Annotated in this window: 17 protein-coding genes and 1 pseudogene; 16 read left to right on the top strand and 2 right to left on the bottom strand. The window is 57.2% G+C overall.

Annotation, left to right across the window (positions count from 1 at the left end; translation table 11 throughout):
• The first annotated feature begins 97 nt into the window (after window positions 1-97).
• From B3605_RS16740 to B3605_RS16765, 6 genes are all read left to right on the top strand, one after another.
• Complete coding sequence (locus B3605_RS16740) at window positions 98-877, top strand: DeoR/GlpR family DNA-binding transcription regulator (RefSeq protein ID WP_296435145.1); 780 nt, start codon at window positions 98-100, stop codon at window positions 875-877.
• Complete coding sequence (locus tag B3605_RS16745) at window positions 874-2,280, top strand: FGGY-family carbohydrate kinase (RefSeq protein ID WP_296435147.1); 1,407 nt, start codon at window positions 874-876, stop codon at window positions 2,278-2,280. Before B3605_RS16740 ends, B3605_RS16745 begins: the two co-directional genes overlap by 4 nt.
• A complete protein-coding gene (locus tag B3605_RS16750; RefSeq protein WP_113010520.1) occupies window positions 2,277-3,821 on the top strand; it encodes a sugar ABC transporter ATP-binding protein in 1,545 nt (514 codons plus the stop codon). The genes B3605_RS16745 and B3605_RS16750 overlap by 4 nt, the downstream gene beginning before the upstream one ends.
• A gap of 31 nt (window positions 3,822-3,852) precedes the next feature.
• Complete coding sequence (locus B3605_RS16755) at window positions 3,853-4,836, top strand: ABC transporter permease subunit (RefSeq protein WP_296435149.1); 984 nt, start codon at window positions 3,853-3,855, stop codon at window positions 4,834-4,836.
• 65 nt (window positions 4,837-4,901) lie between these two features.
• Window positions 4,902-5,840 (top strand): ABC transporter substrate-binding protein, encoded by a 939-nt coding sequence (locus B3605_RS16760; RefSeq protein ID WP_112820045.1) that lies wholly within the window; start codon window positions 4,902-4,904, stop codon window positions 5,838-5,840.
• Between the two features lie 78 nt (window positions 5,841-5,918).
• On the top strand, window positions 5,919-6,824 hold the full coding sequence (locus B3605_RS16765; RefSeq protein WP_296435152.1) for a sugar phosphate isomerase/epimerase family protein: 906 nt from the start codon (window positions 5,919-5,921) through the stop codon (window positions 6,822-6,824).
• A 406-nt stretch (window positions 6,825-7,230) separates the two neighbouring features.
• Here the strand turns inward: B3605_RS16765 and B3605_RS16770 are convergent, their stop codons facing one another.
• Window positions 7,231-8,223 carry a hypothetical protein gene (locus B3605_RS16770; protein WP_112941234.1) on the bottom strand — a complete coding sequence of 331 codons (993 nt, stop codon included), beginning with the start codon at window positions 8,221-8,223 and terminating at the stop codon, window positions 7,231-7,233.
• Between the two features lie 600 nt (window positions 8,224-8,823).
• Between B3605_RS16770 and B3605_RS16775 the strand changes: the two genes are divergently transcribed.
• The 5 genes from B3605_RS16775 (at window position 8,824) to B3605_RS16795 (ending at window position 13,973) form a co-directional block, all read left to right on the top strand.
• Window positions 8,824-10,350, top strand: a complete 1,527-nt coding sequence (locus B3605_RS16775; protein ID WP_112941235.1) for an ABC transporter substrate-binding protein — start codon at window positions 8,824-8,826, stop codon at window positions 10,348-10,350.
• 75 nt (window positions 10,351-10,425) lie between these two features.
• Window positions 10,426-11,367, top strand: a complete 942-nt coding sequence (locus B3605_RS16780) for an ABC transporter permease (RefSeq protein WP_296435156.1) — start codon at window positions 10,426-10,428, stop codon at window positions 11,365-11,367.
• Window positions 11,367-12,236 (top strand): ABC transporter permease, encoded by an 870-nt coding sequence (locus B3605_RS16785; RefSeq protein WP_112941237.1) that lies wholly within the window; start codon window positions 11,367-11,369, stop codon window positions 12,234-12,236. Before B3605_RS16780 ends, B3605_RS16785 begins: the two co-directional genes overlap by 1 nt.
• On the top strand, window positions 12,237-13,445 hold the full coding sequence (locus tag B3605_RS16790) for an amidohydrolase/deacetylase family metallohydrolase (RefSeq protein WP_112941238.1): 1,209 nt from the start codon (window positions 12,237-12,239) through the stop codon (window positions 13,443-13,445).
• 30 nt (window positions 13,446-13,475) lie between these two features.
• Window positions 13,476-13,973, top strand: a complete 498-nt coding sequence (locus B3605_RS16795; protein ID WP_112941239.1) for a RidA family protein — start codon at window positions 13,476-13,478, stop codon at window positions 13,971-13,973.
• Window positions 13,974-13,984: 11 nt separating this feature from the next.
• On the opposite strand, the pseudogene B3605_RS16800 reads toward B3605_RS16795, so the two are convergent.
• A pseudogene (locus tag B3605_RS16800) lies at window positions 13,985-14,743 on the bottom strand (IclR family transcriptional regulator); the annotation flags it as partial.
• Between the two features lie 180 nt (window positions 14,744-14,923).
• On the opposite strand from B3605_RS16800, the gene B3605_RS16805 reads away from it, so the two are divergent.
• The 5 genes from B3605_RS16805 to B3605_RS16825 form a co-directional block, all read left to right on the top strand.
• Window positions 14,924-16,120, top strand: coding sequence for an aminotransferase class V-fold PLP-dependent enzyme (locus B3605_RS16805; RefSeq protein ID WP_113199677.1), 1,197 nt, complete (start codon window positions 14,924-14,926; stop codon window positions 16,118-16,120).
• Window positions 16,121-16,156: 36 nt separating this feature from the next.
• Complete coding sequence (locus B3605_RS16810) at window positions 16,157-17,995, top strand: ABC transporter ATP-binding protein (RefSeq protein WP_296435159.1); 1,839 nt, start codon at window positions 16,157-16,159, stop codon at window positions 17,993-17,995.
• A gap of 699 nt (window positions 17,996-18,694) precedes the next feature.
• Window positions 18,695-19,252 (top strand): TetR/AcrR family transcriptional regulator, encoded by a 558-nt coding sequence (locus B3605_RS16815; RefSeq protein ID WP_112941243.1) that lies wholly within the window; start codon window positions 18,695-18,697, stop codon window positions 19,250-19,252.
• A gap of 41 nt (window positions 19,253-19,293) precedes the next feature.
• On the top strand, window positions 19,294-20,484 hold the full coding sequence (locus B3605_RS16820) for an efflux RND transporter periplasmic adaptor subunit (RefSeq protein ID WP_296435161.1): 1,191 nt from the start codon (window positions 19,294-19,296) through the stop codon (window positions 20,482-20,484).
• A 6-nt stretch (window positions 20,485-20,490) separates the two neighbouring features.
• Window positions 20,491-23,205 (top strand): multidrug efflux RND transporter permease subunit (locus tag B3605_RS16825; protein ID WP_296435162.1); only part of this gene is annotated, 2,715 nt, incomplete at its 3' end.

Here is a 23,205-nt window from a genome sequence, read left to right on the forward strand (position 1 = left end):
GGTGAAGATTTTACATCTTTGTATGTTGCGATTGCTGATTGTGTGTGATTATAGTTCGTCATAGACGTTAGGGAGAAACGTCAGTGGAGGCATATAGTTGAACGATTCCGATCGCCATCGCCTGATCACGGAGATGCTTCAAGAGAGGCCGTTCGCATCTGTGCGCGACCTTCAGGAGCGGCTCGGTGTTTCTCCAGCAACGATCCGACGTGATATCGACAAACTCGATGAAATAGGCGTCGCCAGAAAAGTATACGGTGGTATCTCCGCGAACGAGTCGGCTGCTTCTGGTCGCCTGTCAGCGCGGCCATACGATGAGAACCGCGACATCGCGGTTGATGCCAAGCGCGCTCTTGCCGAGAAAGCTGCGAGCCTGGTGCGGGACGGAGACTCGATCATCGTTCACGCGGGTTCAACATGCTACCAGTTGGGACTGCAGTTGGCCCGGCGCAATGTCCGCCTCTATACTAATTCCATGCCGCTTGCTGCCTATCTAGGTGAGCACGGCACTTGCAGCCTGATCCTGGCTGGCGGCGTTCTATATAGAGAGCCTGGTATCATCCACGATGCGTCGGCCGGCGCGCCGGACTTCTTCGCCTCCCGCTTCTTCCTCGGCACGCAGGGTATTAGCGGCGAAGGGCTTTTAGAGTCGCATCCGCTTTTGACCAAGGCGATCGGTGAACTGAGCAGTTGCGCGGACGAGATCGTCTTGCTGGCGGATAGCCGGAAGCTTTCCATTCAGCCTCGCAACCTTGTCCTGCCGCTTTCACGTATTGGGACGATCGTCACCGATGACGGCTTGTCGGATGCCGGCGCGAAAATGCTCGAAGACGCGGGGATCACGATCATGATCGCAGCGGTCGGGGGGCAGGGATGACCTCTGGAACCGCTGTTGCTGTCTTCGATCTGGGTAAGACGAACTCGAAGCTGTTCGTGTTCGGCGCGGATGGAACGATACTTGCACAATCCAGGACAAAGCCGGGCTGGAGCGAGCGCGACGGGATTCGTGTGCTCGATGATGAAGCGCTCTTTGAATGGATGACGAACGCATTGCTGCGCGCTGTTGACGATCACGCGGTCGGGCACGTCATGTTTTCCGGACATGGGTGTACCTTTGCGCTCGTCCACGATGACCATCTGACGCATCCGATCCTCGACTATGAGCAAGAGCCGCCGGAGATGCTTACGCAGCGCATCGACATGTTGGCTCCAGCTTTCAGTGAGACCTATTCGCCCAAACTCCCCCTCGGGTTCAACTACGGCCGGCACATTCTCTGGTTGGAGGCGGCCAAGCCGGAAAGCCTGGGGAGAGCCGAAGCGATCCTGGCATATCCGCAATACTGGTCCTGGAAATTTTCCGGCAGCAAGGTGTCGGAAGTCTCCTACATCGGTTGCCACTCTCATCTCTGGGCACCTCTGAACGAAGACTTTAGTAGCTTGGTAGACCGTCAGGGCTGGCGAGAGAAGATGCCGGCGTTTGTACGCGCGGGTGCTGCTATCGGAAATTGGCGAAGCCCGCTCCAAGGTGATAACCGCGCCGAAGTCCAAGTCCATAATGGCGTCCACGACAGCAATTCGGCACTTTACTATTATCGCTCGGTCGGGTTCGACGACTTCACGCTCGTGTCAACCGGGACATGGGTCGTCATCTTCAATGCGGCTTGCCCGTTGGATGCCCTCGATGAGCATCGTGACATGCTGGCCAATGTTACCGTCGATGGACAAGCTGCCCCGACAATCCGTTTCATGGGCGGAAGAGAGTACGAGCTTGCGAGCGGCGGTTGGAATAAGCCCGTTAGTGTTGATGCACTGTCGCAAGTGATTGCAAAGGGCGTCTTCGGTCTGCCGTCTTTTGCCCCAGGTGGTCCGATGCAGGGGTTCAACGGCCGCTTCGTAGGGCCGCTTGTCGAGGGTGAGGAACGGGCAGCTGCCGCACTTCTCTACGTCACCTTGATGACAGACTTGTGCCTCGATCTGATAAGGTCGGAAAATTCGATCGTCATTGACGGCGGCCTGGTGAAAACAGGTTTGTTTGCCGCGCTTCTCGCTGAGCTCCGTCCCTCGCAGGACATTTACTCAAGCGCGACCGCTGAGGGAAGCGCATTCGGGGCGGCTGCGCTCGTCTTCGAAACCGTCGGGCAATCTCCATTCAGAAACGAAACGACACGGGCAGAACCAATGCCGCTCTTCGGGCTTGAGGCCTATCGCAAAGCTTGGAGATCATTGATCGAGATCGAAAAGGCTGAGGTGGTGCGGCCACGCAAGGAGTTTCACGCATGACAACTGGAGGGAACACGGAGCGCGCTCCTGTACTTGAGATGCGCAACATCAGCAAGACTTTCGGGAGCACCAAGGCTCTGACCAAGGTGTCGCTCACGGTCTACCCGGGAGAAGTTCATGCTCTGATGGGGGAAAATGGCGCTGGAAAGTCAACGCTAATGAAGGTCCTGTCCGGGGCATATACGGCTGATCCAGGTGGCGCTGTTCTCGTGGATGGCAAGCCGATCGTGGCAGGAGATCCGCTTAAGGCCAAGGCAAACGGTATCTCAGTGATCTATCAGGAACTGTCGCTCGCCCCTAACCTCACCGTTGCCCAGAACATGTTTCTCGGAACAGAACCTTCTCGCTATGGTGTCGTGGACAAAGCTGAGGCCCGCAGTCGTGTTGAGCCAATCCTCAAGCAGCTCGGCATTTCGTTCGCGCCGTCGCAACTTGTCGCCGCTCTCTCTTTGGGTGAGCGCCAAATGGTCGAGATCGCACGTGCTTTGACGACCAACGCGAAGATCATCGTGATGGATGAACCGACAACTTCACTGACGTCGAGGGAGACTGAACGGCTGTTTGAGGTGATCGCCGGCCTGAAGGCGCGGGGGATTGCTATTATCTATATCAGCCATCGCATGGAAGAGATCTACGCGCTAGCTGACCGGGTGAGCGTGCTGCGCGATAGCGCGTATGTCGGCACGCTTGATCGCAATGATTTGTCCGCCGAAAAGCTCGTGGCAATGATGGTGGGTCGCGATCTGTCGTCCTTCTACAAAAAGGAACACCGTGCACCTCTACAGGCGGCCAAGACTGTCTTGGCCGTCAAGGACATGGGCGATGGTCGCCGCGTGCATGGCTGCTCCTTCGATGCAAAGGCTGGCGAGGTCTTGGGTATCGCTGGCCTTGTCGGCTCAGGTCGAACCGAGCTCGCGCGGCTTATTTTTGGAGCAGACAGCAAGACATCTGGAACAGTGACCCTCGACGGGCGAGAGCTAACCATCGGTGGACCACGTGACGCCATGGATGCCGGGATTGCTTACCTGACCGAGGATCGAAAGGGGCTTGGGCTCTTCCTCGATTTAACGATTAACGAGAACATCAACATCGGCGTTATCGGCAAGGATGCAGGTCGCGGAGGCATACTGAACTTCGCTGCTGCAAAGGAGCGTGCCACCCGGGCTATCAAGTCACTCTCCATTCGTACGCTGAGCGCAAGCATAAACGTCGGAGCGTTATCGGGTGGCAACCAGCAGAAAGCTCTTATCGCGCGTCTTCTCGAGACCAAACCCAGGGTCATCATCTTTGATGAGCCGACGCGTGGCGTCGACGTCGGTGCCAAATCGGAAATCTACCGGATTATCGACGAACTCGCGCAAAGCGGGATTGCCATCGTGGTGATTTCGAGCGACCTGCCCGAGATCATCGGCATTGCCGACCGTGTGCTTGTCATGCGCGAAGGCCGCATCGCTGGCGAGATTCATGCAACGCCCGATCACCCGATAAGCCAAGAGGCCGTTATGGCCTTCTCCACGGGATCGGCATCCAAAGTAGCCTGAGGCCTGAAACCATAGACGACGGGATTACATCATGACCTCTACATCGACCGATCACACAAACGCCAGCAAGGCAAAATTTAGGTCGACATTGACCGCACTTGGGATGCTGCCCGTTCTTGTCATTCTGGCAATCGGTTTCCATCTTTTGAGCGGCCGCTTTCTCAGCGTGAACAATCTTTCGATTGTCACTCAGCAGGCCTCGACCAACACGGTACTTGCCGCGGGCATGACCTTCGTGATCCTGACCGGCGGTATCGACTTGTCGGTCGGCTCGATCCTGGCAGCATCCGCAATGGTCGGTGTCATCGTTTCGCTTTATCCCGAGATCGGGATGCTAGGTATCCCCGCGGCGATTGGCGTGGGCCTTGCATGCGGCGTAGTCAACGGTGTCATCATCTCGTTTCTAAAGCTGCCACCGTTCATCGTGACGCTCGGCTCGCTGACGGCGATGCGTGGCGTAGCCCGGTTACTCGGTAACGACACGACGGTCTTCAACGCCGACCTCCCGTTCGATTTCATCGGCAACGGCTCTCTTTTCGGAATTCCGTGGCTCGCGATCATCGCGCTCGCCACCATTGTAATCTCCTGGTTCATTCTGAAGCGAACCGTACTCGGCACTTGGATCTACGCAGTGGGCGGCAACGTCGAAGCCGCACGGTTGACGGGCATCAAGGTGCCACTCGTCCTACTCTTCGTCTACTCGATGTCTGGGCTTCTCTCGGGCGTCGGTGGAGTGATGTCCGCGGCCCGCCTTTATGCGGCAAACGGTCTGCAGCTCGGTCAGGCTTACGAACTGGACGCGATCGCAGCGGTTATCCTTGGGGGTACCAGCTTCGTCGGTGGTGTCGGCTCGATATGGGGCACGCTGATCGGGGCTCTGATTATCGCAGTGCTGTCGAACGGTCTCATCCTCGTCGGGGTCTCCGACATCTGGCAGTACATCATCAAGGGACTTGTCATCATCGTTGCTGTGGCGCTCGACCGCTATCGGCTGAAAGGGCTTAGCCGCACATGAGGTGCGGCTCAAGAAACCGGGATTACCGGAGCAATGGCGCGGGGAGCGCCAAAATGGAGGAAAGTATGCGTCTGTTTTCTAAACTGCTCGTCGGTACCGCGCTCGCGGCTGCCGTTGCAATGCCCGCCTCTGCCAAGGAACTTCAGAAGATCGGCATCTCGGTCGGTCTTCTCGGCAACCCGTTCTTCGTCGCCACGATCAAGGGCATCGAAGACCGCGCCAAGGAAATCAACCCGAATGTCCAGGTAACCTCCGTCTCAGCGGACTACGACCTCAATAAGCAGGTCTCGCAGATGGATAGCTTCGTCGCGGCTGGCGTCGACATCATCATGCTGAACGCCGTTGACGCCAAGGCGATTGCGCCAGCTGTAAAGAAGGCGCAGGCAGCAGGTGTGATCGTTGCAGCATTCGACGTCTCCGCGCCCGGCGCTGACGTCACCGTAATGACGAACAACATCAAGGCAGGCGAGGAAGCCTGCAAGTACATCGTCGATCAGCTCAAGGGCAAAGGCGACGTCGTCATCATCAACGGCCCAGCATCGTCTTCGATCATCGACCGCGTCCAGGGTTGCAAGAACGTCCTGACGCAGAGCCCAGACATCAAGATCCTTTCAGACGACCAGAACGCGCAGGGTTCGCGCGACGGTGGCCTGGCCGTCATGCAGGGCCTTCTGACCCGGTTTGACAAGATCGACGCTGTCTTCGCGATCAACGATCCGACAGCGATCGGTGCGGAACTTGCTGCCAAGCAGCTGAACCGGAACGAGTTCTTCTTCACCGCTGTTGACGGCGCGCCGGATATCGAAAAGTCGCTTGCCAGCGGAAACTCGATGATCAAGGCATCAGCTTCCCAGGACCCTTACACAATGGCGGGTGACTCGCTGAAGATGGCGGTCGACTTGTTCAACGGGAAGAAGCCAGCAGAGGCTACCGTCCTCCTCGATCCTCAGCTCATCACGGCAGACAACATCAAGGACTACAAGGGCTGGACTGCAGCTCGTTAAGGTCTCCTCCCGGTGCCCCGTCGGAACCTCCGGGTTTTGGCGGGGCTCATTCTACAGTGAAATGAGGAAATTGATGTCATGTCCAAAATCGGTGTCCACTCGTTTGTCTGGAGTGCGGGATCTTCGAAAGATGAGATCGAGAGGACCCTTGCGCGGTCTCACGAACTCGGTTTCAAACTCGTGGAATTTTCCTACCTTGACCCGGAGCAGGTCGATGTTAAGTGGCTTGCGTCCCGCATTCGAGAGCTTGGCCTCGATGTCGCGGTAAGCATGGGGCTGCCTGCAAATGGCGATATCTCCAGCGACGATCCGTCGATTGTTGCCAACGGTGAGGCCATCCTCGATCGCGCCGTGGCGCTCGTTCGCGATCTTGGCGGCACCAAATTAGCAGGCATCTTGAGCTCGGCCCACGGTAAGCAAGAACACTCGTTGTCTCGAAAGGGGTGGGATCGGAGCGTCGGTACGCTATCGAAAGTCGCTGATCGAGCAAAGGCTGCGGGCGTGACCTTGAACCTTGAAATCGTCAACCGGTTCGAGAGCAACATGCTCAATACTGCGGCGCAGGGACTGGCATACATCCGCGACACCGGCGCATCGAACGTCTTCCTGCACCTGGATACCTTTCATATGAGTATCGAGGAGGCGGATGTCGGCCTAGCAATCCGAAACGCCGCGGATAAGATCGGTTACGTTCATATCGGGGAAAGTCATCGCGGCTATCTGGGAACCGGTAACATCGATTTTGCCTCGGTCTTTGACGCTCTCGTTGCGATCGGATGGAACGACTATGTCACGTTCGAATCGTTTTCGACGACCATCGTCGACAAAGACCTGTCGCTGAAGACCGCGATCTGGAGAAATCTCTGGGATGATAACGTCGCCCTGGCAAAGCATGCGCTTACGTTTATCGAATTGGGACTGGAGACGGCGCGGCTTAAAGCTGACTTGGTAAGGGTGGCACATTTACCGTCTGCAGAGAGCTGACCTCGAACCCGGCAAGGACTTGCAACTATGCTGGTCTATCACTGAGGAACAGTGGCCGCGATCTGCTCAGGACCTCGATGTCAGGCAGCTCGGATACTGTCCAAGGCCTCTTGCCCCATCGGGGATCGGTGGCGACGTCCTCAGTAACCTCGTGCGTTACCCTTAGGCTGTCTAAGCCGGACGGTTGACAGGCAACGACTAAACTCGCCTGGCGCTGCCGATACAGCGATAGGCAGGAGTGTTGAAAGCGTCTGTTAGTCGTATCGTGAATAATCGGTTGCTGAAGTGTTTCCGTTGGTCGGTCGTACGTCCTCGAAGGGATGTTCGCAGGTGAAGTGTGTAGGGCGTAGTCATTTCTAGGTTCCGCCACGACTGACCATATGGTGCGTTTTCACAAAGGCGCCGTTCAGTTGATGTTAGCGGCACAAATAGGCGTCGCTTTCCCCGGTGGAGCAGGGTTATTCAGTTTGTACTGGCTGATGCGCGGTTCGAGCTCTTCCTTGCTCCAGAACCGCGGAGTGCCGATTGCTATCAGGCAGCTGGCGTTCCAGTAAGTTCCAGACCCGTTGAGCGATTTGCCCGCTGCCAAAGTCTTTGACACCGCTGCAATGTCTCGAGCTTCTGGGTAAATGTAGATCGTCGTCGGGTTGTCTTTAACCGTCGATAGAATCTGAGGCGCGTCCAAAGGCGACCAGGTCGTGCAGCCATTGCTCCGCCCACCTTCATAGTTCACAAGTTTGCCGAACGGCACATATCCATCCGAGTTCGCATACGGGCTTCCTGGCTTCTTCAGCATGCAAACGCCCGAGATGAGAGACGCCGGATGTCCGCCGATCGCTCGCTGCCTGGCATTGGCGGTATCGCCCGCTCCGTCGAATTGAACAAAGGAGCGGGTCAGCGGAGATTGTTGGCCCGACGCATTCTTGTAGTAACCTTTGAAAGAAGTCTTGATCTCACTTGTGAGGTAAGCCCCTCCCGCAGTTAGATTGGAATCCTGCGCGTTGCCGAAATTCTTAGCGCATTGCCGTCCATTGGAAAAATCCACGACACCAGTCAGTTTACGCCCGCTCCCATGACCCGACGATACGACACGAAAAATCTGTTCTGCCTCGCAGATTGTGTAGAAGCGACCGCCTGATTTCTCTCCAGTTAAATCGTTCGGCCGGGTGGCATCCATCGCGAAGTAACAAGTGTTCTTCACTTTGCCTTCGCTGACCTTGGCCAGATAGAGCGCTCGTGCACGTTCCAGCACAATCTGGGCAATTTGACCGTCACCTTCGCCGACGTGGCTAGTCAGCCAAGTGGGAACTTGCATGCCCGCCGCCTCGGTGGGTGATGCGCCGAAAACGCTGGTGATAGAGATTCCGACAAGCGCAAAAAGGCGAATACCAAGTGGCAAGGTGGACCTCCTGAAATCTGGTTCAATTGGGCCTCGCGGTCCAGAGAATAGGGGCGATCATCGCCTTGAAATGGTTAACAGAGCATGTTGCGACGTGCTGAGCATAATCGGCTATCTCAGCTAGTGTACCCGATAAAGCGGCTCATAGTTTTCTGTGACTGCGCACTTCACTTCGCGTGACGCTTACACCCCGCCGCCGGTCGCGAATGGTAAGTTCGCTGCAGTCCGGGATCCATTTGATGCCTGAAATTCTGGTCCATCATCAGGAAAGGGCGTTTCAGCGTGCGTTCGACACGGGCGGGCGTCCTTGCGATCTACTCGCGCGTTTTGCCGGCGAGACCCCGCCCCCTAACTTGTCGACTGATCTGCCCAACCATCCAAACGATCCGATTTGGGCAAGTTGCTTCACCTGAGGGACCCCGGTGGCGCGACCTGAGGGTGGCTGAGTAAATTTCGAAGTCCGTCACTACCCGGACGCCCAAGCAATCTCTTTACCGACTGCCAAAAACTGGCGCGCGATTGACACGTGGCCAGCTGACGGTATTATATAATAAAAACGCATATAGCATAATAATGGAACAATGAACCGGGAGAATTGAGATGAAGCTAAGGCACGCCTTGGTATTGGCAACCGCGCTGATAGCCCTGCCATCCATTGTTGCAGCTCAGGAGAAGGGTGGCGTCATCAACGTAGCCACTATTGGCGAACCGCCAACGCTGGATCCTATGACGTCAACGGCCGACCTCGTTGGTATCGTCACACAGCACATTTTCGAAACGCTCTACACGTTCGACAAGCAGTGGAATGTTACTCCGCTGCTCGCAGAAAGCCTGCCCGAAGTCAGCCAAGACGGTAAGACGTACACGATCAAGCTGCGCACAGGGATCAAGTTCCACGACAATACCGACATGACGTCTGACGACGTCGTTGCATCGCTTTCGCGATGGGAGAAAATCGCCTCTAGGGGCAAGCAGGTCGCAGGTTTCATCGAAACTATTACCGCTTCTGATCCGGCAACTGTGAAAATCGTTCTCAAGCAGCCCTATGCGCCGCTGACATCGCTTCTCGCGTTCAACAACTCGGCGGCCATCATCATACCCGCCGAGAAGCAGGACGAGCCGATGAAGGACTTCATCGGCACCGGGCCTTACATGCTCAAGGAACGCAAGGCTGATCAATATATTCAGCTCGTGCGTTTTGACGGCTACAAGTCACGCAACGAAGAGAGCACCGGCTATGGGGGCGCACGCCACCAGTATCTCGATGAAATCCGTTTTGTGCCGGTTCCTGATGCCAACACTCGCGTCGAGGCGGCTGTTTCAGGACAGTATGATTACGCAGATTCAATTCCGGTCGAATCCTTCGACAAGCTGAAAGCCTCGAGCGCTTCGCAGCCTGTCATTCTCAAGCCCTTTGGCTACCCGGTCTTTGTCTTCAATACAAAGGAAGGCGTGGCCAAGGACGTCGCAGTGCGTAAGGCAATCCGTCAGGCTTTGAACATGGAAGACATGCTCGCTGCCGCTTTCGGCAGCACGGATTTTTATGCCCTGGACGGGGATATCTATCCGAAACCCTTTGCATGGAGCACCGATGCAGGGGTTGAAGGAAACTATAATATTGCTGATCCGGAGGGGGCTGCAGCAGCGGCGAAGGACGCCGGCTACAACGGTGAGCCGATCCGTATTTTGACAAGCCGCCAGTATGAATTCCACTATAAGATGGCGCAGGTTGCCGCGGAGTATCTCAAGCTCGCTGGGTTCACCGTTGATTTGCAGGTGGTCGACTGGGCTACGCTGACCCAGCGTCGAACCGACGCGAAGCTTTGGGACATCTACATCACCCATAGCCCGTTCCTACCTGAGCCTGCACTGATCGGTTCCCTTTCACCGAGTTCGCCAGGATGGTGGGATACGCCGGCCCGCAAGGCAACTGTTGACGCGTTTACTTCCGAAGTCGATCCGCAAAAGCGTGTCGCACTGTGGGCTGAGGTGCAGAAGGCGATGTACGATGAGCTGCCCTACATGAAGATCGGCGACTTCAATGCAGTTTCAGCAAAGTCAACGAAGCTCGAAGGCGTCGATCCGGCTCCTTGGCCCTATTTCTGGAACGCTTCGATCAAGAAGTGATCATCAGTGCGGGGGTGTCCGCCAATAGGGCGGACCTCCCTTCTTGCTCGCGGCATCACGTCTGAGGCCAACTCCATGATCCGATATATTCTCCAGCGACTAGCCGGAATGATCGTTGTGATGTTTCTCGTCGTTACGATCGTCTTCATCATCGTTCGGGTGACGCCCGGTGATCCGGCTGCTGTGATGCTGGGCCCTGACGCAACCGCTCAGGATATTGCGGACCTGCGCAGCCGACTGGGGCTCGATCAGTCGTTGATTGTCCAATATACCTACTATGTCGGGCAGCTTCTCAAAGGTGATCTCGGCCAGTCGATTTTTCTTAACATGCCGGTCACATCGGCCCTCATGGACCGCGCTGAACCGACATTCTTTCTGACGATCTTTTCGCTATTGATCGCCAGCGTCATAGCGCTCCCGATCGGCATCTACGCCGCATATAGACGGGGGTCTTTAATCGACCAAGCTGCAACGACGCTCGCGATGCTCGCGGCCAGCATACCGAGCTTCTGGCTCGGACTGATATTGATGCAGACCTTCGCCGTACGCTTCAACATCTTCCCGGTCTCGGGCTATGGTGGCCCCGGCTCCACCTTTTTGGAGCGGATGTATCATCTTACTTTGCCAGCGATCGCCTTGGGTATCGTTTCCTCGGCCCTGATCTTACGGTTTACCCGAGCGTCGATGCTCGATGTGCTTGGTGATGACTATATTCGCACGGCGCGCGCCAAAGGATTGGTGGAGCGCCGCGTCATCCTCAAGCATGCATTGAAGAACGCGCTAATACCCATCCTGACGGTTCTCGGTTTGACCGCTGCCGTGTTGGTCTCAGGTGCCGTCGTAACGGAGACCGTCTTTGGCCTTCCTGGCGTCGGAAACCTTGTGGTGACAGCGGTGTTGCGACGCGACTATCCCGTCATCCAGGGTGCGCTGCTGGTGATAGCCGCGCTTTATGTTTTGATCAATTTCGGGATCGACATGCTCTACCTGCTCGTTGATCCGAGGGTGCGCTACTGATGACCGAGATCACGATACAGTCGTCCAACAGTCACAAGCGTAATTTCGTGCGCCGCCTGTTCAAGCGCAAAACCGTTGCCGCCGGTATCCTGATCCTGGCAATCTTCGTACTGCTTGCAGTGTTCGCCCCTTGGATAGCGCCTTACTCTCCATCGAAACTATCCATCGTCAATCGCCTTAAACCGCCGAGTGGAACATATCTGCTTGGTACGGATGAATTCGGTCGGGATGTGCTCTCGCGCACGATTTTCGCTGGACGGCTGTCATTGCTTGTCGGTGCAGCGGTTGTCGCCCTTTCAGCTCTCATCGGCGTTACGCTCGGGCTACTTGCAGGCTTCTTCAAGAAGCTCGACACGCCGATTGCCCGTTTGATCGATGCAATGATGGCATTTCCCGATATCCTTCTTGCGATTGCGTTGGTCGCGGCACTCGGGCCTTCGCTTGCAACGGTCATCGTGGCGCTTTCTGTGGTCTACGCGCCACGCCTGGCGCGGATCGTCCGCGCCTCGACGCTGGTCATCCGTGAGCTTCCATATGTCGAAGCTGCTCAGGCACTTGGAATATCAACGTTCCATATCATGACCCGGCATGTCTTACGAAATCTGCTCTCGCCGATACTCGTTCAAGCGACGTTCCTCTTTGCCAGCGCCATGCTCGCTGAGGCGGGGCTGTCGTTTCTTGGCCTCGGCGTCAGTCCGGAAATTCCGACTTGGGGCACAATGATTGCCGCGGGACGCCAGTATATCGGTCAAGCTGACTGGATGACCCTGTTCCCAGGCATCGCCATCATACTGTCCGTCCTGTCGCTGCAAATGGTCGGCGATGGAATGCGTGACATGCTCGATCCAAAACTTCGAAAGGACTTGTAAATGAACGATGGCAAAAAGCAGAGCGCGCTGCTCATCACCAACGTAAAGCCGATGGCCTTCGGCGCAAGCGCGCCAGGACAGAAGACCGATATTCTGGTGGACGGAGATGGACGGATTGCCGCTATCGGACCTGATCTTAGCGTCTCCCAGGATGTGACACGGGTAGACGGCAAGGGCGCGTGGATTTCTCCTGGTTGGGTCGACCTTCATGTTCACATCTGGCATGGCGGTACCGATATTTCGATCCGCCCATCTGAATGCGGCGCTGAACGCGGCGTCACGACCCTCGTTGATGCGGGCTCGGCAGGTGAAGCCAACTTTCATGGGTTCCGCGAATACATCATCGAACCCTCGAAGGAGCGCATCAAAGCGTTCTTGAACCTTGGCTCGATCGGTCTTGTGGCCTGCAACCGCGTCACCGAACTGCGCGACATTCGTGACATCAACCTCGATCGTATTCTCGAATGCTATGAGGAAAACCGCGAGCATATCGTTGGTCTCAAGGTCCGAGCGAGCCACGTCATCACGGGGTCATGGGGTGTCACACCTGTCAAGCTCGGCAAGAAGATTGCCAAGATACTCAAGATACCAATGATGGTCCATGTTGGGGAACCGCCCGCCCTTTACGACGAGGTCCTGGAGATCCTGGGGCCGGGGGACGTTGTCACACATTGCTTCAACGGCAAGGCCGGTTCCAGCATCATGGAAGATGAAGACCTCTTCAATCTTGCCGAGAAATGCGCCGGAGAGGGTATTCGTCTCGACATTGGTCACGGCGGCGCGTCCTTCTCGTTCAAGGTGGCTGAAGCCGCGATAGCGCGAGGCTTGCTGCCGTTCTCGATCTCCACGGACCTACACGGACATTCGATGAACTTCCCAGTCTGGGACCTGGCGACAACGATGTCGAAGCTGCTCAGTGTCGGCATGCCGTTTGATAAGGTCGTCGAAGCGGTCACGCACGCGCCTGCGTCGGTTATCAAACTGCCCATGGACGGTCGCCTCAGCGTCGGTGAGCGCGCGGATTTCACGATCTTCGATCTGATCGATGCCGACATCGAGGCCACCGATTCCAATGGCGATGTCTCAGTGCTCACGAAGGTGTTCGAACCGCGATACGCGGTAATTGGACGAGAGGCAATTGCGGCAAGCCGCTACATCCCGCGCGCGCGCAAGCTCGTGCGCCACAGCCACGGTTATTCATATCGCTAAGTCGAACGACCAATACGGACAGGAGTCCTTGTGAACACGTCTACTGTAACGGCCACGTCGATAGGTTCGCCTTACGAAAGGCTATTGGCGCTCGGTATCGAGCTTCCGCCAGCACCTCCACCCATTGCCAACTTCGTCACTCATGTCCTGGAGGGAAATATCCTTTACCTTTCGGGCCAAGGTCCGCGCGAGGCGGATGGCTTTATGCATCTAGGAAAGGTCGGGGCTGAAGTCGATGTTACCGATGCGTATGCGCACGCGCGCCTGACGGGCATTAATTTGCTCGCCGTCATGCACCACGCATTGGGCGATCTGTCGCGCGTGAGAAAGGTGGTGAAGCTGCTGGGAATGGTCAATGCCGCACCGCTGTTCGAGGAGCACCCCAGCGTCATCAACGGCTGCTCCGATCTCCTCATCGGCGTGTTCGGTGAAGAAGTTGGCCAACATGCGAGGTCGGCTGTCGGCTTTGGCTCGCTACCTGGAAACATCACTGTTGAAATCGAGGCGATTGTCGCCTTGCACGAGTGAAGGAGGAGAGCCTAGTGATTGCGCCATCCCATAACCTTCTCAATTCGCTCAGCGGACTCGCGAACGTGCGCCGTGTAGCGGCTTTCGTCAGAGAAGGCCTTCTGCTCGGGAAGAACGATGGAGATCGTTGCGACGCACTGGCCATCCCGATCACAGATCGGCGACGCTATGCAGGCCACTGCGTAGTCGGATTCACCAGCTTGGATCGACAGTCTCGATTGGAATGCAGCCCCGGCCGACGACGCCAAGACCTCCGGGTCCATCTCCGCTCGTCCGGTCGGAGAAGACTTCGCGCAGCGCCTGAAAAGTTCGATTCGTTCTTCTTGCGGCAAATGCCCAGCGAGAAGGCGACCCGACGCAGTCCAATTCAAGGGGACGCGCGTACCGATGCGCGACGCTACCTGAAAATGGCTCGGTCCGTCCGCCATTGCGAGAACAAGCATATGGTCTCCGTCACGACCGCAAAGCTGAACGGTCTCACCGGCTTCTCGGCAAAGATCATGCATTTCGTGCGTCGCGACGCTGATGAAATCAAGGGAACGGGCGTAGGCAAGGCCGTAATGGTAGAGCCGCGCGCCGAGCCAGAGCGAACCGTCCGGCTGGCGCATAAGCATGTTCTTCTCAACGAGATCATCAACGATCACGTAGATTGTGGAAAGTGGGGCTTTCAGGGCCTTGGCGATCGCGTAGCTGCCAGCCGGCCCGCCAGTTTCGTAAAGGTAGTCGATGATTTGAAGCGCGCGATCAATCCCGCTCACTCTCGATCGGCGCGTCGCGTTCTCTTGGATGCTGTCGGTTTCGGCGTCCGGGTGGGCCGCAGGTGAAGAATTACGTCCCAACTACACGCTCCTCATATTTGGATGCGTGTGTATTACATTATTATGGCATAGCCGTCGATAGGGCAAATCACTGCTTCCGTCCTCACGCGGCCATGGAAATTGGAGAAACCCATGTCAGATGATATTCGCAGCGCGCTCGGCCTTCGCCCGGTGATCAATGTATCGGGCACGATGACCAGCCTCGGGGCGTCCATCGTTGTTCCCGAGGCCATCGCGGCCATTTCCGCCATATTGCCGCAGTTCGTTGAAGTGAACGACCTTCAGCGCAAGGCGAGTGCCATCATCGCGAGGCTTACGGGCGGTGAGGCTGGCTTCGTTACCGCGTCGTGCTCCGCCGGGATTTCGCTGGCGGTCGCGGCAACGATTACTGGCAACGATCTTTTGGCAATCGAAAAGCTCCCCGATGTCAGCACCGACAAGAACGAGGTGCTTGTTCAGATGGGCCACGTGGTAAGCTATGGTGCACCCGTCGACCAGGCCATCCGGATCGCTGGCGGCAAGGTGGTCTTTGTGGGTCAAGCGACCTCGACACATCGTTACCACATGGAGAATGCGATCACCGACAGGACGGCAGCAGCTGTTTTCGTGGTGTCACACCACGTCGTCGACTACGGATTGTTGAACCTGAAAGAATTCGTCGAAATTGCCCACGCCAAAGACGTTCCCGTGATTGTCGATGCGGCATCGGAATACGATCTGCGGATATTCCTCGAGCAGGGTGCCGACATCGCGATCTACTCGGGTCACAAATTCCTGGGCGGTCCTACCTCGGGGATTGTGGCTGGCCAAAAAGAACTCGTTCGTCATGCTTTCCTTCAAAATATGGGTATCGGGCGAGGCATGAAGGCCGGGAAGGAAAGCATTGCTGGTGTCATGGCGGCACTCGAGGCTTGGGAGACGCGCGATCATGAAGGTGTCCGCGAGCGGGAAACCAGCTATCTTCAGCTATGGAAGCAGGCCCTGGACGGTCGGCCTGGCGTCACGGCGCTGATCGAGCCGGATCCCACGAACAATCCGCTTGAGCGAATGCGTGTCATCGTCGCCCCGCAAGAGGCTCATATCACTGCATGGGATCTTTCGGACGCGCTGGCGCGCGGCAATCCGCCGATCATCGTTCGCGACCACGAAGTCGAGCATCGGTACTTCTACCTCGATCCATGCAATCTGCATCCGGGACAAGAGAAAGTCGTCGCCCAGCGGCTCGCCGAAGAGCTCGATAAGGCGCGCGCGTCCAATGAGATCATCGCGACCCCGCTCGAAAATCGCAGCAGACATCGTTTCGACGCCGCGCTGCGCTGGCCGGACTAATCACCAAATCTCATCGGCATTTGAAGAGGCAATATCATGACAGGCTCCCAGGCACAGGCGAGACAGACCGATGGTACGGTACTGTCGGTGAAAAACCTGACGACATCGTTCCTCGTTGACGGTGCATGGAAGTCCGTGGTGAGAAACGTGTCCTTTGGTGTTGCGCCAGGCGAGACTGTCGCGGTCGTCGGGGAATCCGGCTCAGGCAAGAGCGTTACAGCACTTTCCATAATGCGTCTGCTGGAGGCGGATTCCAGCCGTATAGAGGGGAGCATCTCTCTTGGTGGACGAGACCTGCTCAGGTTGCCTGAAATTGCCATGAGGCAGGTGCGCGGCAACGATGTGGCGATGATCTTCCAAGAGCCGATGACATCGCTGAACCCACTCTTTACAGTTGGAGACCAGATATCAGAGGCGTTGTTGTGCCACTCGTCTATGTCGAAGGCTGAGGCTAGGTCTGAGACAATCAGGCTACTCGAGAAGGTTCGGATCCCTTCGGCAGCATCCCGCTTCGATGAGTATCCGCATCGCCTTTCAGGAGGAATGAGGCAGCGGGTGATGATCGCGATGGCATTGGCGTCGAAGCCCAAGCTTCTGATTGCCGACGAGCCGACAACTGCTCTCGACGTCACCATTCAAGGCCAAATTCTAGACCTCATCAAAGTCCTGCAGGAGGAGGAGGGGACATCGGTCCTCTTCATTACCCACGACATGGGTGTCGTCGCAGAGATCGCCGATCGAACGGTTGTCATGTACCGGGGCGAGGAAGTGGAGACTGGGGCGACACCAGATATTTTCCGACGCGGCAAACATCCTTATACGCGCGCGCTATTGGCTGCGGTTCCGGTGCTTGGTGCAATGAATGGACGAGACAGGCCTCTGCGCTTTCCTGTCGTCGATCCGCAGACGGGTCATCCCGATGTGCCTGCCGATGTTGTCGACACTGTTGCGTCGGGCGAGCGGCCGGTCCTCGAGGTCAAAAACCTGACCAAGCGTTTCGACATTCACACTGGACTTCTCGGAAAACTTACCGGGCGCGTACATGCCGTCGAGAACGTTTCGTTCAGCCTGCATGCTGGTGAAACATTGTCTTTGGTTGGCGAATCTGGGTGCGGAAAATCGACCACCGGTCGTGCAATCATGCGGTTGATCGAACCGCAAAGTGGATCAGTGCGGGTGGATGGCAGGGAAATCCTCGGCCTCAACAAGGATCAGATGCGCGAGATGCGCAAAACCGTGCAAATGATATTTCAGGATCCGTTTGCAAGCCTCAATCCTCGGATCCGGGTTGGAGATGCAATTGCTGAGCCATTCCTTGAGCATCGTATGGGGACTAGCCAAGAGGCAAAGGCCGTGGTCGCTGAACTGCTCTCGAAGGTTGGCCTGTCGCCGGATATGGCGACAAGATTTCCACACGAATTCTCGGGCGGGCAGCGGCAACGTGTTTGTATTGCGCGAGCGCTGGCACTAAGGCCGAAAGTAATCGTCGCGGATGAAAGTGTTTCTGCGCTCGACGTCTCCATCAAGGCGCAGGTTATAAACCTCTTGCTCGACCTGCAGCAGAGCCTGAACCTATCGTACCTGTTTATCTCTCACGACATGGCGGTAGTCGAGAGAGTGAGCCACAGGGTAGCAGTGATGTACTTGGGTGAAATCGTAGAGATCGGACCTCGGGCGGCTGTTTTTGGCAATCCCCAGCACGAGTACACCAAAAAGCTGTTGGCAGCTGTCCCGATCCCGGACCCTGACCGTCGACATGAAAGAAAGCTGGGCCTTAGCGAGGAACTGAAAAGCCCGATCCGACCAGTGGCCTTCGAGGTTCGGCCGCCTGAGTACCGTGAAGTTTCGCCCGGCCATCTTGTGGCAATCCAATAGGCGAGATGCAGCGCCGCAATGAGGTGTCGCGGTCGTCAACGCAAAAAAACGACCTTATGCTTGACGTCGACACTGCCAAGCCAATCCGCCAAGGTGGCATTGCGGCGCGAGCGTCGCTCTCACCAATGTTTAACCCACCTGTAGCATCAATATTGCCGCAGGAAGATCGCATGTTGATGTGATCCCAATGAAATGATCATGGTGCCTTGTGTTTCATGTAACCTTCCGGCCCGCTTGACGACTTGATTTATAGATACCGCCTTCTCGGCTGCGGATCAGCCGACGGAGGAAGGCCTTTAGCTTTGGGCGCCGGCGCCTCCTAAAAAGCGGCCGGTTACTCATCGTCCTCATGTTTTGATGCCCTCGTTGCGGCGTGTCCCGATCTGCGGCGCTTGTAAACTCTCTCGGCAAGTCGTCGACAGCGCTGGCTGATCCGAGACGCGGAGCAAAACGTCAAATTAGCGTTGCTGCGAAACACATGACTTCGGACGATCCCTCGTGGAAATCCTCAAAAATCAAGGCAGGCGCGATGAACGGCAACGTCGCTCTTTACTCGTCAAACTCTTCTTGGCGTCGAAGACCAGGAGGACTGTTCTGGCCATCGACAATTGCATCCAGACGCCTAGACTGCGCAGACCAATTTCCCACTTGCATTTAAACACGATCGTTCGTAAATAAATCGCCGAACAGGAGCGTGCGATGGGCCGTACCAGGAAAATCACCGAAGACGACATCCTCGATGCTGCCGAGCGCGTCGTCGTGCGACTGGGGGCTGTCGGCCTTTCGATCGATGCCGTCGCCCAGGAGGCTGGCGTCAGCAAAGCGCGGGTGGTCTACGACCATAAGTCTAAAAGCGGATTGCTAGAGGCGCTTGTCGATCGCAAGTTCAAGGCTGATGTGGCGCATGTCGAGGAATGCGTACAGGCAGCCGGCGATACCCCGCACCCGGAGCTTTTCGGCCGCATCGCTTCAGCCGAAAGCACACTTGACGATACAGACCGCGCCGTTGCGATGGCGGTTAGCGCTTCGATGGCAAGCGGCGACAAGCTGCAGGAGACGATGCGGGAGTGGTGTGATCTTGATCTGAGAAAGATGGCGGAGGGTGCCAAGCCCAAAGCAGCGCTCATGGCCTATCTCGCGCTGACAGGGTTCTTTTGTACCGAGCTTTTCACATTTCATACGTGGCCGGACGTCGAACGGCGCGAGATTCTCGACGGCATAAGATCCATCTATCTCTCTTACGTAGAGAAGACATGACGCACCCTGGTGGGGCGATGAAATTCAAGAAGGAATATCCAATGCAGCGTAGTAGAACGGCGCGCCTGAAACTGTGCCTTATCGCCACCACTTTTCTGGTTGCTGCCTCCGGGGTCACGTTGGCCCAGGAAGGATCAGCGATGCCACCGCCGGCAGTTGCCGTCATAGAACTTAAGGGCAGGGATGTGCCTGTCATCAACGAGCTTCCCGGCCGCATTGCCGCGACCCGTATTTCGGAAGTCAGGGCGCGCGTCTCCGGCATTTTGCAGGAGCGTGTCTTCGAGCAGGGGGCAACGGTGAAAAAGGACGACGTCCTTTATCGCATCGATCCACGCCTGTTCAAGGTTCGCGTAGCGAGCGCCGAGGCCGCTCTTCAACGCGCAAAGTCCATCCAGGACAATGCCAGGCTGCAGCTCGAGCGCCAAAAGAGCCTTCGTGACCGTAATATCGCATCGGGTATCGATTACGACACCGCAGCCGTCAATCTCGCTCAGGCAAGCGCGGATGTCGCATCTGCCGAAGCGGGCCTGGATGAGGCGAAGATCAATCTTGAATACACGGATGTTCGGGCGCCAATTTCGGGTGTGATCGGTGGCGCTCTCGTTACCGAAGGCGCGCTTGTGACTGCTGACGGAACGTCCAACCTTGCATTGATCCAGCAGGTCAACCCCGTCTATGCCGATTTCACGCAATCGGCGCAGGAACTGCTCAACCTGAAAAGAGCAGTGGCTGCCGGTACGCTGGCAAGCGCGGCTCCAGGCGAAGCCAGGGTCGAACTGGTCTTCGACGACGGTTCACTTTACGGCGAACCCGGCAAGCTTCTGTTCGCAAACGCCAATGTCGATTCCAACACGGGCCAGGTGACGCTGCGGGCGGAATTCCCCAACGGAGCGGGCGATCTGCTGCCGGGAATGTATGTGCGTGTCAGGATCGAGCAGGCAGTGAGGCATGATGCCTTTACTGTTCCTCAGCGTGCGGTCATCCGCGACGATACCGGTCAGGCGCAGGTCTATGTGCTTGGCGCCGACAATGTCGCCGAGCTTCGCAAGGTCACACTTGGGCAAGCACACGGCTCTGAGTGGCTCGTCGAGGGCGGCTTGAAACAGGGCGAGACCGTGATCGTCGACGGTGTTCAGAAAGTCCAGCCGGGTGCGAAGGTGGCGCCCGAAGCCTGGAAGCCTGCCGCTCCATCGGCAAGTTCGTCTCAAGAGCCCGCGAAGGCACCGGAGTAATCGATTATGGCACAGCTTTTCATTCGCAGGCCGATTTTGGCCTGGGTCTTCGCGTTGTTCATCTCCATCGCCGGGATCATCGCCATCCCGTTTCTTCCGATCGCGCAGTACCCCAAGGTGGCACCGCCGCAGCTGACGATCTCCACGGCATATCCCGGCGCATCGCCACAAGAGATCTACCAGGGCGTGACACGCCAGATCGAAGATGAGCTGAACGGCGTTGCCGGCCTGATGTACTTTGAATCGACTTCGGACAATTCCGGCTCGGTCGGCATCAATGCCACCTTCAGGGCAGGCACCAATATTGATCAGGCATCGGTCGATGTCCAAAACGCGATCCGCCGCGTCGAGGCGAGACTGCCCGCCACCGTGCGTACGCAAGGCGTGACCGTGGAAGAAGCAAGTTCCGGCTTCTTGATGATCGTCTCAATGACATCGACCGACGGCAGTCGCGACGAGGTAGAACTCGGCGATTACATCAATCGCAGCGTCATCGGTGAAATCCGACGCATCGATGGTGTCGGGCGCGCGCAGCTTTTTGCCGCCCAGCGCGCGCTGCGTGTCTGGATCGATCCCGACAAGATGGTCGGCCTCAACATCAACACGGACGACATCAATGCGGCGATCACCGCGCAGAACGCACAGGTGGCGGCGGGGCAGATCGGAGCAAGTCCGAACCCCATCACCCAGGATTTGACGGCGACCGTTCTGGTGCAGGGTCAGCTGGGTACGCCGGAACAATTCGGCGAGATAATCCTGCGGGCCAATCCCGACGGTTCTACAGTGCGGTTGAAGGATGTGGCGCGCATCGAGCAGGGCGCGGAGTCCTATAATTTCACCAGCCGCCTCAATGGTCAGCCTTCGGCAGCGCTGGGCATTCAGCTATCGTCGACCGGCAATGCCGTTGCGGTTTCCGCCGCCATCAAGGCCAAGATGGACCAGCTGAGCCGCTTCTTCCCGAAGGGCGTCGAGTATAGCGTCCCCTACGATACCAGTCCGTTCGTCTCCGCTTCGATCGAGAAGGTAATCCACACCCTGCTCGAGGCGATCGTCCTGGTCTTTATCGTGATGTTCGTGTTCCTGCAGAACTTTCGCTACACCGTCATTCCGACGCTTGTTGTGCCGGTGGCGTTGCTCGGCACCTGCGCCGTCATGTATGCGACCGGGTTTTCGATCAACGTTCTGACCATGTTCGCGATGGTTCTTGCGATCGGCATCCTGGTCGACGACGCAATCGTCGTCGTCGAAAACGTCGAGCGCATCATGGCAGAGGAGGGGTTGTCGCCCAAGGCCGCAACGCGCAAGGCGATGGGGCAGATTACCGGCGCAATCCTCGGGATCACGCTTGTTCTATCGTCGGTCTTCATTCCGATGGCCTTCTTCCCGGGGTCGACAGGCATCATCTACCGGCAGTTCTCGCTGACCATGGTTGTCTCGATCCTGTTCTCGGCCTTCCTGGCATTGTCGCTGACGCCTGCTCTTTGCGCGACCTTCCTGAAACCGATCAAGGGCGGTCATCATCACAAGAGTGGGCCAGGTGGATGGTTTAACCGCAAGTTCGAGCAGTTGACCAACGGATACGCCGCATCCGTTACCGCAATGGCACGCCGCGCGGGCCGCATGATGGTCGTCTATCTCGCGCTTGCCGTCGGGCTTGGCTACCTCTTCGTCAACCTACCGACGTCCTTCGTGCCCGACGAGGACCAGGGCTTTCTGATCGTCGACATCCAAGGACCGCCGGAAGCAAGTGCAAACCGTACGATCGAATCCATCCGGAAGATCGAAACGATCTTCAAGGCGGAGCCGGCCGTTGCCAACATCGTGGCCATTCAGGGCTTCAGCTTCTCGGGCAATGGCGCCAATGCGGGACTTGCATTCGTCACGCTCAAGGACTGGTCGGAGCGCGGCGAGGGCAACTCGGTGCAGGACATCGCTAACCGTGCCAACATGCAGCTCTTCGCGCTGAAGGACGCGACCTCCTTTGCGCTGTCGCCGCCGCCAATCGAGGGCTTCGGCACAACCGGCGGCTTCTCCTTCCGTCTTCAGGATCGTGCTGGTCTCGGACAGGCGGCGCTTGCGCAGGCAACTGCTGAACTGATGGCGAAGGCTGCACAAAGCCAGGTCGTCACAGGCGTACGCATGGAAGGACTGCCGGATGCCGCGCAGGTTCTGTTCGTCATCGACCGCGAGAAGGCCAACACATTCGGTGTGACGTTCTCGGACATCAATAACGCGATCACGGCCAATCTTGGGTCTTCCTACATCAATGACTACCCGAATAGAGGACGCATGCAGCGCGTGATCGTGCAGGCGCAGGATCGCAGCCGCCTGCAGATCGAGGATGTGCTGAAGATCAACGTTCGCAATGCGAGCGGTGGCATGGTGCCGCTGTCGTCTTTCGCGATCGCGCAATGGCAGAAGGGCCCGCCGCAGATCGTCGGTTACAACGGCTATCCCACCGTGCGTATCTCCGGTGCGCCGGCGCCGGGGCAATCGACCGGTGCGGCCATTGCTGAAATGGAGCGTCTGGCGTCTGAACTGCCAGAAGGCTTCGGCTTCGAATGGTCCGGCCAGTCCTTGGAGGAAATCACATCAGGCAGCCAGGCTCCGTTCCTGTTCGGGCTTAGCATCCTGTTCGTATTCCTGCTCCTCGCGGGCCTTTATGAGAGCTGGTCCATTCCCATCTCGGTCATCTTGGTCGTGCCGCTGGGCGTGATCGGC

It is taken from the genome of Rhizobium sp. UBA1881, assembly GCF_002338015.1.
Taxonomy (GTDB): domain Bacteria; phylum Pseudomonadota; class Alphaproteobacteria; order Rhizobiales; family Rhizobiaceae; genus Rhizobium.

Coding starts and splice junctions, on each gene's coding strand:
- B3605_RS16745 (WP_296435147.1), top strand. CDS start 874: ATGACCTCTGGAACCGCTGTTGCTGTCTTCGATCTGGGTAAGACGAAC.
- B3605_RS16750 (WP_113010520.1), top strand. CDS start 2,277: ATGACAACTGGAGGGAACACGGAGCGCGCTCCTGTACTTGAGATGCGC.
- B3605_RS16755 (WP_296435149.1), top strand. CDS start 3,853: ATGACCTCTACATCGACCGATCACACAAACGCCAGCAAGGCAAAATTT.
- B3605_RS16760 (WP_112820045.1), top strand. CDS start 4,902: ATGCGTCTGTTTTCTAAACTGCTCGTCGGTACCGCGCTCGCGGCTGCC.
- B3605_RS16765 (WP_296435152.1), top strand. CDS start 5,919: ATGTCCAAAATCGGTGTCCACTCGTTTGTCTGGAGTGCGGGATCTTCG.
- B3605_RS16775 (WP_112941235.1), top strand. CDS start 8,824: ATGAAGCTAAGGCACGCCTTGGTATTGGCAACCGCGCTGATAGCCCTG.
- B3605_RS16780 (WP_296435156.1), top strand. CDS start 10,426: ATGATCCGATATATTCTCCAGCGACTAGCCGGAATGATCGTTGTGATG.
- B3605_RS16785 (WP_112941237.1), top strand. CDS start 11,367: ATGACCGAGATCACGATACAGTCGTCCAACAGTCACAAGCGTAATTTC.
- B3605_RS16790 (WP_112941238.1), top strand. CDS start 12,237: ATGAACGATGGCAAAAAGCAGAGCGCGCTGCTCATCACCAACGTAAAG.
- B3605_RS16805 (WP_113199677.1), top strand. CDS start 14,924: ATGTCAGATGATATTCGCAGCGCGCTCGGCCTTCGCCCGGTGATCAAT.
- B3605_RS16810 (WP_296435159.1), top strand. CDS start 16,157: ATGACAGGCTCCCAGGCACAGGCGAGACAGACCGATGGTACGGTACTG.
- B3605_RS16815 (WP_112941243.1), top strand. CDS start 18,695: ATGGGCCGTACCAGGAAAATCACCGAAGACGACATCCTCGATGCTGCC.
- B3605_RS16820 (WP_296435161.1), top strand. CDS start 19,294: ATGCAGCGTAGTAGAACGGCGCGCCTGAAACTGTGCCTTATCGCCACC.